At 59.3% G+C, this 13829-nt stretch carries 12 protein-coding genes; 6 read left to right on the top strand and 6 right to left on the bottom strand.

What is annotated here, in order from left to right; translation table 11 throughout:
- Positions 1 to 22 precede the first annotated feature (22 nt).
- The 6 genes from TM5383_RS05995 (at position 23) to TM5383_RS05970 (ending at position 6325) form a co-directional block, all read left to right on the top strand.
- Positions 23 to 781: a hypothetical protein gene (locus TM5383_RS05995; protein ID WP_143570196.1), complete on the top strand. Its 759-nt coding sequence runs from the start codon at positions 23 to 25 to the stop codon at positions 779 to 781.
- 61 nt (positions 782 to 842) lie between these two features.
- Positions 843 to 1445 (top strand): MOSC domain-containing protein, encoded by a 603-nt coding sequence (locus TM5383_RS05990; protein WP_058318107.1) that lies wholly within the window; start codon positions 843 to 845, stop codon positions 1443 to 1445.
- Between the two features lie 182 nt (positions 1446 to 1627).
- Positions 1628 to 3304 carry a formate--tetrahydrofolate ligase gene (locus tag TM5383_RS05985; RefSeq protein ID WP_058318106.1) on the top strand — a complete coding sequence of 559 codons (1677 nt, stop codon included), beginning with the start codon at positions 1628 to 1630 and terminating at the stop codon, positions 3302 to 3304.
- A 125-nt stretch (positions 3305 to 3429) separates the two neighbouring features.
- Positions 3430 to 4311, top strand: coding sequence for a bifunctional 5,10-methylenetetrahydrofolate dehydrogenase/5,10-methenyltetrahydrofolate cyclohydrolase (locus TM5383_RS05980; RefSeq protein WP_058318105.1), 882 nt, complete (start codon positions 3430 to 3432; stop codon positions 4309 to 4311).
- A gap of 14 nt (positions 4312 to 4325) precedes the next feature.
- Positions 4326 to 5216: a bifunctional methylenetetrahydrofolate dehydrogenase/methenyltetrahydrofolate cyclohydrolase FolD gene (folD, locus tag TM5383_RS05975; protein WP_058318104.1), complete on the top strand. Its 891-nt coding sequence runs from the start codon at positions 4326 to 4328 to the stop codon at positions 5214 to 5216.
- Between the two features lie 299 nt (positions 5217 to 5515).
- On the top strand, positions 5516 to 6325 hold the full coding sequence (locus TM5383_RS05970; RefSeq protein ID WP_143570197.1) for a LytTR family DNA-binding domain-containing protein: 810 nt from the start codon (positions 5516 to 5518) through the stop codon (positions 6323 to 6325).
- A gap of 32 nt (positions 6326 to 6357) precedes the next feature.
- Here the strand turns inward: TM5383_RS05970 and pdeM are convergent, their stop codons facing one another.
- From pdeM to TM5383_RS05940, 6 genes are all read right to left on the bottom strand, one after another.
- Positions 6358 to 7041 (bottom strand): ligase-associated DNA damage response endonuclease PdeM, encoded by a 684-nt coding sequence (pdeM, locus tag TM5383_RS05965; protein WP_058318102.1) that lies wholly within the window; start codon positions 7039 to 7041, stop codon positions 6358 to 6360.
- A gap of 53 nt (positions 7042 to 7094) precedes the next feature.
- Positions 7095 to 9509, bottom strand: a complete 2415-nt coding sequence (locus tag TM5383_RS05960) for a ligase-associated DNA damage response DEXH box helicase (RefSeq protein WP_058318101.1) — start codon at positions 9507 to 9509, stop codon at positions 7095 to 7097.
- A 49-nt stretch (positions 9510 to 9558) separates the two neighbouring features.
- The gene (locus TM5383_RS05955) at positions 9559 to 10875 is read right to left on the bottom strand and encodes a DUF8689 domain-containing protein (protein ID WP_143570220.1); all 1317 of its coding nucleotides are present in this window, start codon (positions 10873 to 10875) and stop codon (positions 9559 to 9561) included.
- A 131-nt stretch (positions 10876 to 11006) separates the two neighbouring features.
- The gene (locus tag TM5383_RS05950; protein WP_058318100.1) at positions 11007 to 12311 is read right to left on the bottom strand and encodes a ferredoxin reductase family protein; all 1305 of its coding nucleotides are present in this window, start codon (positions 12309 to 12311) and stop codon (positions 11007 to 11009) included.
- A 77-nt stretch (positions 12312 to 12388) separates the two neighbouring features.
- On the bottom strand, positions 12389 to 12925 hold the full coding sequence (locus TM5383_RS05945) for a prepilin peptidase (protein WP_231725050.1): 537 nt from the start codon (positions 12923 to 12925) through the stop codon (positions 12389 to 12391).
- A 5-nt stretch (positions 12926 to 12930) separates the two neighbouring features.
- Positions 12931 to 13809 carry a tetratricopeptide repeat protein gene (locus tag TM5383_RS05940; RefSeq protein WP_058318099.1) on the bottom strand — a complete coding sequence of 293 codons (879 nt, stop codon included), beginning with the start codon at positions 13807 to 13809 and terminating at the stop codon, positions 12931 to 12933.
- Positions 13810 to 13829 lie beyond the last annotated feature (20 nt).

Genomic DNA, 13829 nt, shown 5'->3' with positions numbered 1-13829 from the left:
CCCGCCTTTGCGGGGCTTTTGCATGTTCTGGGGCTTGTTGTGCAAAGACCGGACCTTATGTGGGCGGTCCTCTGCTTACAAAGAAATGACGACAATGCCCCAGACCACGACCTGCCCCAATGATTGCAATGATGTGTTTTCCCGCGCGATGTGGGCCGCGCTACAGCCTGGGACGCTCCTTGCGTTCTTTATCTCGATGTTGCTGCTGTTGGTGGCCAGCGTTCATGGTGGCGGGTGGGCTTTGACACTGACCAAAGAAACCGGAGCTTTCGAGCAGGCGGCGTTTATCAGCTTGGCGTTCGCTGCGTTGTTGAGCGCGTTCGTGGTTGCAAATGGCGGGCGGCAATTTTGGTCTGTTCCGGTGTTCATTGCGTTCCTCGCTTTGCGGGAACTGGATTTTCACAATTGGTGGTTTGAACCAGGACTGTTGCAGATCGCAATTTTCACCTCTCCGGTCCCCGTGTGGCATCAGGTGGTGTCCGGTTTGTTGATTGCGGTAATTGGTACAGCCGCTTTGCATATGCTGTGGATGGGGGCAGGTCTCACATTGCGTGCAGTCTCGGGTGGTGAACTCTGGGCAAAACTGGTGGCCCTTGGACTTGGGTTTGCAGCACTCAGTAGCCAGATCGATGGGCTTGACCGCAAACTGGCCCCCTATGGAATCGAGATCTCCGATTTGACCAACCTGATCGCGATCATTGTCGAAGAAACGGTCGAGGTTGGCTTTGCCTTTGCGACACTTTCGGCAGTTGTGTTCTACGCGCGCCGCCATACTGTGTGACCTGCCCGACCAGTCCCAGGTTCGGGTAGTCCGTTAGGACCACAGGCAGAAAGGGTCGGGAATGCCAGCGTTGAAACAGACCGATTTTCACGGAACAATCGAATGGATGGGGGTGGTCAGGGACCGCGCACAGTCCTTGGCATCCAGCCCGACAGAGGTTCTGCAGCTCGACTGGGCAGGTGTTGTGGCCGATTCACATGCGGGAACAAACCGCCCCGCCTGTGGCCGCGTGGCCGCGATGCATGCGCGTGGGACAATGATTCGTAACACGCGGCAGATCTGCCTCATGGCTGCCGAAGATCTGGAGGCGATTGCCGCGGAACTTGGGATCAATGACTTCGATCCCGCATGGCTGGGCACAACAGTGTTGCTGCGTGGTATTCCCGATTTTAGCCGTCTGCCCCCGAGTAGCCGATTGCAGGCCCCATCCGGTGCGACGCTGGTGGTCGATATGGAAAATCGCCCGTGTAACTTGCCGATTCCGGTGATCGAGGCCGCGGCGGATACCCCCGCGCGGGGGCTGCGTGCTGCCGCTTGGGCCAAGCGCGGTGTGACTGCATGGGTTGAACGGCCCGGCGAAATTGGGCTTGGCGACAGTATGCAGTTGTTCATCCCCGATCAGCCGGAATGGGCGCACTACGATGAGGTGCGCACGCGGCGCTAGATTCGGCCAAAAAGGGTCGTTAAGTTTCCTATAGGCTACATTAGCTTACCTTGCGGAATATGGTGCGTGTCGCCGCGACGCAAGCCGCGCGGGAAATGTCGGATTTCGCGGTGCAGCCCCTCGTGACGCGTCGTTATTTGGGTGAGAAGAAAGATCACTCAAGTACGCCGGGAGGGCGACCCATGAGCTTTAAAACAGATATTGAGATCGCCCGCGAGGCCAACAAGAAGCCGATTCAAGAAATCGGCGACCGTCTGGGCATCCCCGCGGCAGAGCTGCTGCCCTACGGCCACGACAAGGCCAAGGTAAGCCAGAACTTCATCAACTCGGTTCAGGACCGCGAAGACGGCAAACTGATCCTGGTGACCGCGATCAACCCGACCCCGGCGGGCGAAGGTAAGACCACCACTACCGTTGGTCTGGGCGACGGCCTGAACAAGATCGGCAAAAACGCCATGATCTGTATCCGCGAAGCATCGCTGGGTCCGAACTTCGGCATGAAGGGCGGCGCAGCAGGCGGCGGCATGGCACAGGTTGTGCCGATGGAAGAGATGAACCTGCACTTCACCGGTGACTTCCACGCCATCACCTCGGCCCACTCGCTGCTGTCGGCCATGATCGACAACCACATCTACTGGGGCAACGAGCAGGAAATCGACATCCGTCGCGTTGCATGGCGTCGGGTGGTCGACATGAACGACCGCGCTCTGCGTCAGATTACCGCCAGCTTGGGCGGCGTATCGAACGGCTTCCCCCGTGAAACCGGTTTCGACATCACCGTTGCATCCGAAGTTATGGCGATCCTGTGTTTGGCCGACGATCTGGAAGATCTGGAAAAGCGTCTGGGCGACATCATCGTAGCCTACCGCCGCGACAAGACCCCGGTTTACTGCCGCGACATCAAAGCCGAAGGCGCAATGACCGTTCTGCTGAAAGACGCAATGCAGCCGAACCTGGTTCAGACCCTGGAAAACAACCCCGCCTTCGTACACGGCGGCCCGTTCGCCAACATCGCGCACGGCTGTAACTCGGTCATCGCAACCAAAACCGCGCTGAAAGTTGCAGACTACGTTGTCACCGAAGCAGGCTTCGGCGCGGACCTGGGTGCAGAGAAGTTCATGAACATCAAATGCCGTAAAGCAGGCATCGCACCGTCCGCGGTTGTGCTGGTTGCCACCGTGCGCGCGATGAAGATGAACGGCGGCGTTGCCAAGGCGGATCTGGGTGCAGAAAACGTCGAAGCGGTTCAGAACGGCTGTGCCAACCTGGGCCGTCACATCGAGAACGTGAAATCCTTCGGTGTTCCGGTTGTTGTTGCCATCAACCACTTCGTCACCGACACCGACGCCGAAGTTCAGGCTGTAAAAGGCTACTGTGCAGAGCACGGTGTTGAGGCGGTTCTGTCGCGTCACTGGGAACTGGGTTCGGAAGGCTCCGCACCGCTGGCAGAAAAAGTTGTGGAAATCGTTGAAGGTGGCTCCGCCAACTTCGCACCGATCTACCCCGACGACATGCCGCTGTTCGAGAAGATCGAAACCATCGCCAAGCGTATCTACCGCGCTGACGAAGTGCTGGCGGACAACAAAATCCGCAACCAGCTGCGCGAGTGGGAAGAAGCGGGCTACGGCAACCTGCCGGTCTGCATGGCGAAAACCCAGTACTCCTTCTCGACCGATCCGTCGCTGCGCGGCGCGCCCACCGGTCACTCGGTTCCGGTACGTGAAGTACGCCTGTCCGCAGGTGCTGGCTTCATCGTGGTTGTCTGCGGTGAGATCATGACCATGCCGGGTCTGCCCCGCAAACCTGCGTCGGAAAGCATCCGCCTGAACGACGAAGGCCTGATTGAAGGCCTGTTCTAATCAGGCGCTGATCCTGAACAGCCCAGAGCACAGGCTCTGGGCTGTTTCTTTTGGGGCGGGATGTGCCCCATGTGACGAAGCCCGCATAAAGGCGGCAACGCCTGAACGAAGAAGGAAATACCCCGATGCGAGCGCAAATCATTGATGGCAAGGCCATCGCCCAGCAGATGCGTGACGAAGTGGCCGTAGAAGCCAACGCGCTAGCTGAACAGGGCTGGCAGCCACGTCTGGTATCGATCAGCGTTGGCGACATGGCGGCCTCAGAGCTTTATGTGCGCAACCAGCAACGTTCGGCCGAAAGCGCCGGAGTGCAGTTTGAGGCGCGCAACTACCCCGAAGATATCTCGCTGGAACAGCTGACCGGTGTGCTGCAGGGCCTGAATGGCGACCCGCGCGTGAACGGCATCATCATCCAGCGCCCGCTGCCGGCCCATATTCCGGTGAAAACCCTGCAAAAGGCCGTGCATCCCTTGAAGGATGTGGAGGGGATGCACCCTGCCTCCATCGGGAACATCGTTTATAACGATCTGGCGCTTGGCCCGTGTACCGCTGTTGCTGCGGTGGAGATCCTGAAAACGCTGCCTTTGCAGATGGAAGGTCTGAACGTCACCGTGATCGGTCACAGCGAAATCGTCGGCAAGCCCATCGCCTTCTTGATGATGGGGCTGGGCGCGACGGTCACCGTGTGCCACCACATGACCCGTTCTGTTGCCATGCACTCGCGTGCGGCTGACGCGGTGTTTGTGGCCGTGGGCAAACCCGGTCTGGTGACTGGCGACATGATCAAACCCGGCGCGGCAGTAATTGACATTGGCATCAACCGCGTGGATGGAAAGACCGTGGGCGACGCCGATTTTGACAGCTGCGCCGAGGTGGCCGGTTGGATCACCCCCGTGCCGGGCGGCGTTGGTCCGGTCACGGTGGCGACACTGATGAAAAACGCCGTGCTGGCAACACGGATGCAGAAAGATCACTACCGGGACAGCTACGCCCGGACCGACGTTTAAGAGAGGGGATGCAGATGACTGCAACATTGATTGACGGCAAGGCCTTTGCGGCCAAAGTGCGCGAACAGGTGGCGGGACACGTCACCCGCCTGAAAGAAGATCACGGCATTACCCCCGGTCTGGCGGTGGTTCTGGTGGGCGAAGATCCCGCAAGCCAGGTTTACGTGCGCTCCAAGGGCAAACAGACCGTTGAAGCGGGCATGAACTCTTATGAGCATAAGATGGATGCCGACACGTCCGAGGCGGATCTGCTGGCGGTGATCGACCAGCTGAACAACGATCCTGCGGTTCACGGCATTCTGGTGCAGCTGCCGCTGCCCGGTCACCTGAACGAAGATCTGATCATCAACTCCATTGCGCCTGAAAAAGACGTCGATGGCTTCCACATCTCGAACGTGGGTCTGCTTGGCACCGGTCAGAAATCCATGGTCCCCTGCACCCCGCTGGGTTGTCTGATGATGCTGCGTGATTACCACGGTTCCATCTCTGGCATGAACGCGGTTGTGATTGGCCGTTCCAACATCGTTGGCAAACCGATGGCGCAGCTGTTGCTGAACGACAGCGCCACCGTGACCATCGCGCACTCGCGCACCAAGGATCTGCCCGGTGTGGTCAAACAGGCCGACATCGTGGTTGCCGCCGTTGGCCGCCCCGAAATGGTGCCCGGCGACTGGATCAAGGAAGGCGCCACCGTGATCGACGTGGGCATCAACCGCATCGAACGCGACGGCAAGAACAAGCTGGTCGGCGACGTCGATTTTGAAAGCGCGTCCAAAGTGGCCGGTGCGATCACCCCCGTTCCCGGTGGTGTGGGCCCGATGACCATCGCCTGCCTGTTGGCAAACACAGTGACCGCCTGCTGCCGTGCCAACGGTCTGGCAGAGCCGGAAGGCCTGACCGCCTGATCAAGTGAGGGCAGCGCGATCAACACGCGCTGCCTTTTTTCATAAAACTGTAGCTACTTGTCGCGACTTGTGGCGGAAGCAGTCGTTTTTCCCACAGCAGCGGCAGTTCCGCTGTTTTTCCCCCTATGCAGACTCGTTGCTAAGACTATGGTGCGCGCGAACGTATTATAAGAGCGTGAAGCTGTGCTTGACGGAACAGCAAGCCGTTGTCGTTATTTGCAGGTGGGTTGGCGGACCGGGTGATTTCAGGAATTCTAAAGTCTTTTGCCGCAGCATTTCAGCGGTTGTTTGTACCCCGTGTGTTAACCATCTGGTTGCTGGCGGCACTGGCGGGAACAATTATGGGGCCGTTTGGCACCTACAGTGGCCTCGATTGGGGGCAGCGGGGTGTGTTTTGGGGGCTAATTTCCGCCAGTTCTGTGTTTCTCAGCACTTTCATCCGATCGTTGCGCCGCCATATTTGGGGCGAAATTTCTGACACGCTCCGCGAAATTCTGCATGTGACCGTTTTGACCCTGTGTCTGAGCCCGCTGGTTTACGGCTTGGCGGTATATTATCGGGTCGAAGCTGCCTCTGGTGCGAATGGCTATTTGAGGGTGCTGTTGTTCGTGATGCTTCTTTGTGGACTTCTCTCAGCGTTGCGCCGCATCAACCACAACGAAGAACTGTTGTCGCGCGAGGCACCAAAAGAAGTGCAGCAAATGTCCTATGATCCGCTTGGGATGATGGGCGATGCCGCAAATGAACCGCACGACCCGGAAGTCAGTACCGATGGCGACTGTCGTTTGATGGCGCGCATGCCTACGGGGACCACTGGACCGATTTTGCATCTGGCAGCACGCGATCATTTCGTCGACGTTGAGCTGGACGGCGCCTTGGTTTCCTTGCGGATGAGTTTTTCTGATGCGGTTGCGGAAATGGACGCGGTGCCCGGTTTCATCACGCATGGCGCACATTGGGTGGCCGAAGCGGCAATTGTCAGTCTTTCCAAAAAGGACGGACAACTGGCGGTGCTGCTGAAAAATGGCCGTTCTGTCCCTGTTAGCCGCTATGCACGCCCCAAGCTGGAAGAGGCGGGTATTCTCGCCCAATTTGACGCGTCTGCGTAACGCAGATGCCTACTTGCGGATTGTACTGTCGCTTAGTCGTGTAATGATTTGCGCCGTCCGGGCATCGGTATCGGTTGGGCGACGTCGCCGGTCAGAACCGCCAACGCTTCTGGGCGCATCAGATTGACCAAGACTGGATCTTCACAGGACAACCCGCCTGTATAGCTGCCATAGGCAGGCATAATCACACGATCACTGTCGATTAGGAAACAGGGGCGGCTGATCTCACCAGCCTTGGTTTTGACGCGTGCTTTGGGGTGGTAGTGCCCAGAAATCTCCGCAGCGCTTCCGGCTTGGGCGATGTGGCGAAACTGAATTGGCGGCAATGGCAGCTCGGACATATGAGTGCCACCAATGGCCAGTGGGCCTGGGTCATGGTTGCCCTCAATCCACACCCAATGGCGGCCAGCCTGTAGACGTGTGATCCAGGTGAATTCCTGTTCGCTTATCCCGCGTGCAGCGATCGAATCGTCGAAACTGTCGCCCAAACAAATCACCGATTTCGCCCGCGTCCGCGCCAGATCTTTTTCTAGCCGTGCCAGCGTGTCGCGCGTGTCATAGGGGGGCAGCATGGAACCACCCAATCGAGCTATTCTCTCACTTTTACCGAAATGCAGATCAGATACGCAAAGTAGCCCCTGATCAGGCCAAAATAACGCCCCGGATGGCAAGGCTTCCAAACTTTGTCCAGCGAGGGTGAAGGAATATCTGCTCATACTTATGAGTGTGCACACCAAATCTTGGGCTGCAAGAGATTCGCTATGGTTGATCAGATTTCCGCCAATCCCGCGTCCTGCATCAGCTTCGCGGTTTCCTCGCGCAGTAGCCGCTCACGGCCTTCCCCATCAATGCGGACCTTGCCCACCTCCAGCAGAAGAGGGGCGGCCAAGGGGGTGATGCGGTCCAGATGGCGGTGGCTGATCCGCCCCTGCACACGGGCGACCAGATCACGTAGGCGGGCGAAGTCGATGAGGCCGCTCAATGCTTCCTCTCGTGTGATCTGCAGTAGCAGGTGATCAGGATCATAGCGGTGCAGCGTGTCGTATAGGATGTCGGACGAAAACGTCGCCTGCCGCCCTGATTTACGCTGCCCCTGAATGTTGCGCTGGATCAGTCCGGCGATGGTGGCGACACTGCGGAATGTGCGTTTCATCAGTGCGTTAGATGATAGCCAACCCTCCAGCCCGTCCTCCAACGTGGTCAGATCAAACAGTGGCGCAGGATCGCGCAGCTCCTCCAGCCCCCAGATCAGCGTTGCTTGATCCGTGGCGACAAAGCCCAAGGGCGCCAGCCCCATCTCCTCCATCCGGCGGGTGGCGAGGAGGCCGAGGGTTTGCTGCGCATTGCGGCCCGCAAAGCCATAGATGCAGGTGTGCGCCAGCCCGTCATGGGGGAAACTTTCGATCAGCAGGGTGCTGGGGCGGGGCAGTTCGGACATTTGCCGCTGCAGGTGCAGCCAGTCAGCGGTGTGGGCGGGCAGGGCGGGCCAATCCGGTTGGTTCAGCAGGTGCAGGATACGTTGGCTCAGCTGGGTCGAGGTGGCGAATTTGGTGCCCATGAAGGTGGCGACCTTGGGCCTGCGCCCCTTGTCGCGACTGACTTGCACCACCATTTCGCGCAGCGCCTCATAGCGCACGATCTGTCCACCGATCAGAAATGTATCACCTGGAGTGAGAGAGGCGGCAAACCCCTCTTCAATTTCGCCCAACGGCGCACCATGACGACCGCGCATTTTGACTTTTAGCGTGTCGGTGTCCTGAATGGTGCCGACGTTTTGGCGGATCAGGGCGGCGCTGCGGGGATCGCGCAACTGCCACTGACCGTCCGGGCGCTGTTGCAAGCGCTGCCATTTGTCATAGGCACGCAGGGCGTAGCCGCCGGTGGCGCAGAAGGTCAGGCAGGCGTCAAAGTCCGCGCGGGTCAGATCCGCATAAGGCCCAGCCTGCGTCACCTCTGCATAGAGTGCATCGGCCTCAAACGGACCGGAACAGGCGCACAGCAGGATATGCTGGCAGAGCACATCGCGCGGGCCAGTGGGGCGGGGGTCACCGTCCAGATCGCCGTCCTGCACCGCCTCCAGCGCAGCGAGGCATTCGATCACCTCAAACCGGTTGGCGGGAACCAATATGGCCTTCGACGGGGCGTTATAGCGGTGATTGGCGCGGCCAATGCGCTGCACCAGCCGTTTCACATTCTTGGGCGCGCCGATCTGGATCACCAGATCCACATTGCCCCAGTCGATCCCCAGATCCAGCGATCCGGTGCAGACCACGGCACGCAATTGGCCCGCAACCATCGCTGCCTCGACCTTTTCGCGCTGTGCGCGGTCGAGTGATCCGTGATGAATACCGATTGGCAGGGCGTCGTCATTGGCTAGCCACAGATTGTGGAAAAACACCTCTGCCTGCGCGCGGGTGTTGTGGAAGATAAGCGTGGTTTTGTGCTGTTTCACATGTTCTAGCACCGCAGGGATCGCATAGGCGGCACCGCTACCTGACCATGGTGGCGCCTCATCCGTGTGAAGCATGGTGATGTCCGGCGCGGGGCCTGCATCCGCGTGCAGAACGGCGCAGCCTGTGGGGGCCAGATAGCGTGCAATGGCTGCAGGATCATCGACGGTGGCCGATAGGCCCACACGGCGCAGGTCAGGACACAGCGCGCTGAGCCGTGACAGCGCCAGCATCAGCTGATCGCCACGCTTGCTTTCGGCCAGTGCGTGGATTTCATCCACCACAACGCGCTGTAATCCTTGGAAAATGCGCGGCGCATCCTCGTAGGACATAAGCAGGGCCAGGCTTTCCGGCGTGGTTAGCAGGATATGGGGCGGATCGGCCCGTTGGCGGCGCTTGCGACTGTTGGGGGTGTCGCCGGTGCGGTCCTCAATGCGGATCGGCAGGCCCATGCCCGCGACCGGCGTTTCTAGATTGCGCTTGATGTCTGCCGCCAGTGCCTTTAGCGGCGAAATATAAAGGGTGTGCAGCCCGTTGTGCCCACCATCTGCCAGCTCCGCCAAGGTGGGCAGAAACCCCGCCATCGTCTTGCCCGCGCCGGTGGGGGCGATCAGCAATTGCGCGGGCGCGCCGCTGCGTGCCAGCATATCGCGTTGATGCGGGTGCAGCGACCAACCCTGATCGGTGAACCAGTTGCTGATTTGTTTTGGGAGTTCTGGGGACAGCGCGGTCATGCCGCCCAAGCTAGGGCGGCGTGATTAGGTTGACCAGTGTGTGAACCCGTTACTTCACGATATCTTCGTCCTTGAGGAACATGTTCGCCCATGCACGATCGATAAGCTCGGGCGTCATTTGGTAGGGTATACCCTCAAATTCGCAAATCGAAATCATCTGGTCGATCAAAAACACCGGCTGGTAGTTTGCATAAATGTTGCCAATAGTCGGATATTTCCGATGCAGCAGATGCACCAGTGCATCCTCTGCCAGCGGCATACCCTTCTTCTTCGCCACGAGGGAGAAGATTTTGAGGAAGTTTTTCTGATCAGGCCCGTCAATTTTGATCTTGTAGAAAATCCGGCGCAATGCCGCTTGGTCAAAGATCTTGTTAGGATGGAAGTTGGTGGAAAACACCACCAGCGTGTCAAAAGGAACCTCGAACTTCTCACCTGATTGCAGGGCTAGAATGTCCTTGGACTCTTCCAGCGGCACAATCCAGCGGTTGACCAGCGACTGCGGCGGTTCTTGCTGACGGCCAAGGTCGTCGACGATGAAGATGCCACCTGTCGCCTTCAATTGCAGCGGTGCCTGATAGGTGCGGGCGGTGGCGTTGTAGGTCAGATCCAGCATATCCAGCGTCAATTCACCACCAGTGATCACGGTGGGGCGATCGCAGCGCACGTAGCGGGTATCAAACCCCTTCGCACGGCGCAGCGAATTGGGATCCTGCGCCTCTGCCTCGGCCTTGGAATGTACGATGGGGTCATAAACGGTGATCACCTGACCGGCATATTCGATGGCGCGGGGCACATAGATTTTATCCCCCATCGCATCGCGAATACCGTTGGAGATCGAAGATTTACCGTTGCCCGGCGGGCCATACATCAGGATCGACCGGCCAGAGCTGACCGCGGGGCCAAGGTTTGACAGCAGATCCGGCGGCAGCACCAGATGCCCCATCGCGTCGGTCAGCTGTTTGCGGGTCAGTTGGATGTCACGGATCGATTGGCGTTTGATCTGTTCGCGATAAACTTCCAGCGGCACGGGCATTGCGCCGTAATATTCGGACTGCGCCAGCGCGTCCTGCGTGCGCGATTTACCCGCATCGGTCAGCTGGAACGCCATTTCATTGCCCGCACCGGCGTGCAGGGTGCCCATCGCCTCCATCAGTTTCTGTTCACGGCACAGGTCGATCAGTTCCTGCACCACGTTGCGGGGCAGGCAGACCGCTTCGGCCATCTCTGAAATGGTGCTGAGGGATTTGCGGAAACATGTTTTCAGCAGAATGTCCCGCATCATGGTGACCGGCAGCTGCATGTCAGCCAGACCCGCTGGGGCAGGTGGGGGCGTCACGCGGGATTTCGCCGGAACGGGTGTGTGCATGGTCATGATCTGGGTCGCCTCTGCCAAGATTTGCGCGCAACGCATGCTGCGGCTTTGGGGCAAGGTGCCGTTAGATCGTGGCAGAAAAAGGGTGAAACCCGTGCCTCTGCGGGGCATTTGGATCGGATGGGTTACACGTTCCGTTCGGTGATCCGTTTTTGAAGGTGAGCTGCCAGTTTGCGCAGGCCGATGCCGGTGCGGATCTCGAACAGTTCGTAGTGGAACCGCCGCTGCGACAGGCCGCGTTTGGACAGCCCCTTTTGCAAGGCCTCGCGCAGGGCGCTGGGGCCGCAATAGGCGACGTGCAGGTCGCGAGGATCGGCCTTTGTCTTGTCGAGTAATGCCTCTGTGGTCAGTCGCCCTGCGCTGGCGCTTTCATGCAGATGCAGGGTCAGGTTTGGCGCGTTGGCGGCCAATGTGTGCAGCTCTTCCAGATGGGCGGCGCTGTCTGCGCTGCGGACGCAGTAGACCAGATCAACAGGCGTTTCATCCTGCTTTGCCGCGGCCCATGCCAGAAAGGGCGTAATGCCGATGCCGCCTGCAATCCACAACTCACGCTTTGCGCCACGCGGGCGATTGAACCGGCCATAGGCGCCTTCGACCTGAACCTTGGCACCTGCCTGCAAGCGGTGGTGCAGGCGGTGGGTGGCATCGCCAAGGCGGGCCATTGAAATGCGCAGGCTGCCATCGGGGGCCACGAGGGCAGAGAGGGTGAAGGGATGCGGCGCCTCACCCTCAAACTGGAAGAAGGCGAATTGACCGGGCTGCGCTTTGATCCCGCGTCCGTTGGGCCGCATGTCGATGGCCAGTGCGTTGCCAGTTCGGGTGACTGCGGTGACGTCGTAGCGGCGGCTTGGGCGCAGGTGGCTGGGCAGCAGGCGATACGCAAAGGCCAGAATGCCAAGGATGCAGAACACCCCAGTGTAAAGCCCCAAAGGGTCGCCATTGTCGAAGGGTTTTAGGATTGCCAGATAGTGAAAGGCACCAGCGGTGAAAAACGCGCCCATCAGGCGGTGGGTCCACCGCCAAAGGTGATAGGGGATGAAGGTTGCGATGGTGATCACCACAAGGATTAACAGACCGTAAAGGCTCAACTCGCCAGCGGTTTCTGCGACTTCAACCAGCAGAGTTTCCTGGCCAAGCCCGCGCATTTCCGCATCAATCGTGTCATGCAGCAAGATCGCCACCATTGCGCCGATGCCCAGCCATTTGTGCAGCACATAGGCGCGGTCCAGCCCGCCGAACAGCGCCTCAACCGGCGTCAGACGGGTCGAAATGATCTGCGCCAGTGCCATGGCGATCAACGCCCAGATGCCAAGGTATTGGGAAAACAGCGCCACCGCATCGCGTCCCTGCGCGATGGCAGGGAACCAGATCAGCGGGGTGGCAAGGGATAGGGCGCAGAGGGCTAAACCAAGTGGCTTCAACGTCATCATGGGATCCTGTTGTGGCTGATCCCAAACTGCCCCGCGGCGGGTATGGATGACAAGTTGTTATCTGATGAAGGGGAGTGTTAACCGCCGTACAGCGCGGCCAGTGCCAGATAGGCCGACAGGGTTGGGCCAAGGGCCAGCCCCATTGGGAAATCCTTCTTGCGTTCCCAGCTTGCCCAATCCGGCGCCAGATTGCGCAGCGGGGTCATCCGCACTAGGCGGTGAGTGGCAACCGATCCCAGCAGGATCAGCGCAAACAGGAGGATGATAAAACGCAGGTCGCCCAGCATAACGTAAGGTGCTGCAGCAGCGGCGAATTTGGCATCGCCGGCGCCCAGAAGGCCAAGGGCGTTCATCAAAATGCCCACACACAAAACGATGCCTAACTGTGCCAGTTGCCAGCCGTATTGCGGCAATGGCATCAGGAATAGGCCAGCAACGACGAATACGCCCGCCAGTGCCAGAACCGCGTTGTTGCGGATCAGCATGTGGCGCAGGTCGCTCATGGCAACCCAGATGCACAAGGGCAGTGTCAGGACAAAGAACACCAAACCGGTGAACGCATCCTGCGCCAGACCCGAGGCACTACCCCAGAGAAAGTACATTAGATCCGGCATGGACCTTAGCCTTCCAACGCGCGCAGGGCGCGAACGGCGGCCTCGAAATGTTGTGGGTGGGTGTCGATGGCTTCGCGCAACAGATTTTCGCCGGTACGGATGTCGCCTTGTTTGACCGCGCTCAGCCCCATCGTGTGTAGCAGCTGGGCACGTTCAACTTGATCCATCGGGATGACGGGCAGGGAATAGTTGCGCTGGGCACCACGGGCCAGAACGATGTTGTTTTTGGCGGTGAACAGCGATTGGTCGTGTTTAATGGCCTGCGCAAACAGGCGTTCTGCATCAGCATAGTCACCACGGGTCAGTTTGGAATAACCCCAGTTGTTCAGCACACCGGCCGGGCGGGTGGTCAGACCAACGGCGGTTTCATAGAAACTGTCGGACTTTTCCCACTCTTTGTTGCTGTCTGCGACCATCGCCTCAAGGCGGTAGCGTTTGTAGGTTTCAACGGTCGGGGGTACCGCGTCCAGAATGCGGTCTGCTTCTTCCCATTGACTGGCGCGGATCAGAGCATCCGCCAAATCAACCGAGTCATCCTGAGTGGTGCCGGGCATTTTGGTCACTGAGCGCCAGACAGGGACCGCTTCGGTGGCGCGGCCCGCGCGAACAAGCGACTGGCCAAGTCCGCGGCGCAGGTCGATGCGATCAGGGTTGTCTTTGCTGGCGCGCTGGAAATAGCGCACGGCTTCGTCGGCATCTGCAACGGTCAGCATGATGTCGGACAGGTTGTTTTCGTCCACGGCGTTGATGGCGGATAGGGCGCGGTCCACCTGATCGCCACCACGGATCTGCTCACATGCCGTCAGGCCAAGGCCTGCGACGATGCACAGCGTCATGCGCACAGCGGACGTGCGCAGGGGAATAAAACGAATGGAATGGCGCATGTGCCTGCGTCCTTCAACTG

This window comes from Thalassovita mediterranea (genome assembly GCF_001458435.1).
GTDB lineage: Bacteria > Pseudomonadota > Alphaproteobacteria > Rhodobacterales > Rhodobacteraceae > Thalassobius > Thalassobius mediterraneus.
Note: the sequence above shows the minus strand (reverse complement) of the source record. Positions and strands in the feature narration are given on the sequence as shown.

Bases quoted from the DNA above. Each gene is read 5' to 3' on its own strand.
- TM5383_RS05995 (WP_143570196.1), top strand. From the start codon at position 23: ATGTTCTGGGGCTTGTTGTGCAAAGACCGGACCTTATGTGGGCGGTCC.
- TM5383_RS05990 (WP_058318107.1), top strand. From the start codon at position 843: ATGCCAGCGTTGAAACAGACCGATTTTCACGGAACAATCGAATGGATG.
- TM5383_RS05985 (WP_058318106.1), top strand. From the start codon at position 1,628: ATGAGCTTTAAAACAGATATTGAGATCGCCCGCGAGGCCAACAAGAAG.
- TM5383_RS05980 (WP_058318105.1), top strand. From the start codon at position 3,430: ATGCGAGCGCAAATCATTGATGGCAAGGCCATCGCCCAGCAGATGCGT.
- folD (WP_058318104.1), top strand. From the start codon at position 4,326: ATGACTGCAACATTGATTGACGGCAAGGCCTTTGCGGCCAAAGTGCGC.
- pdeM (WP_058318102.1), bottom strand. From the start codon at position 7,041: ATGAGCAGATATTCCTTCACCCTCGCTGGACAAAGTTTGGAAGCCTTG.
- TM5383_RS05960 (WP_058318101.1), bottom strand. From the start codon at position 9,509: ATGACCGCGCTGTCCCCAGAACTCCCAAAACAAATCAGCAACTGGTTC.
- TM5383_RS05955 (WP_143570220.1), bottom strand. From the start codon at position 10,875: ATGCACACACCCGTTCCGGCGAAATCCCGCGTGACGCCCCCACCTGCC.
- TM5383_RS05950 (WP_058318100.1), bottom strand. From the start codon at position 12,311: ATGATGACGTTGAAGCCACTTGGTTTAGCCCTCTGCGCCCTATCCCTT.
- TM5383_RS05945 (WP_231725050.1), bottom strand. From the start codon at position 12,925: ATGCCGGATCTAATGTACTTTCTCTGGGGTAGTGCCTCGGGTCTGGCG.
- TM5383_RS05940 (WP_058318099.1), bottom strand. From the start codon at position 13,809: ATGCGCCATTCCATTCGTTTTATTCCCCTGCGCACGTCCGCTGTGCGC.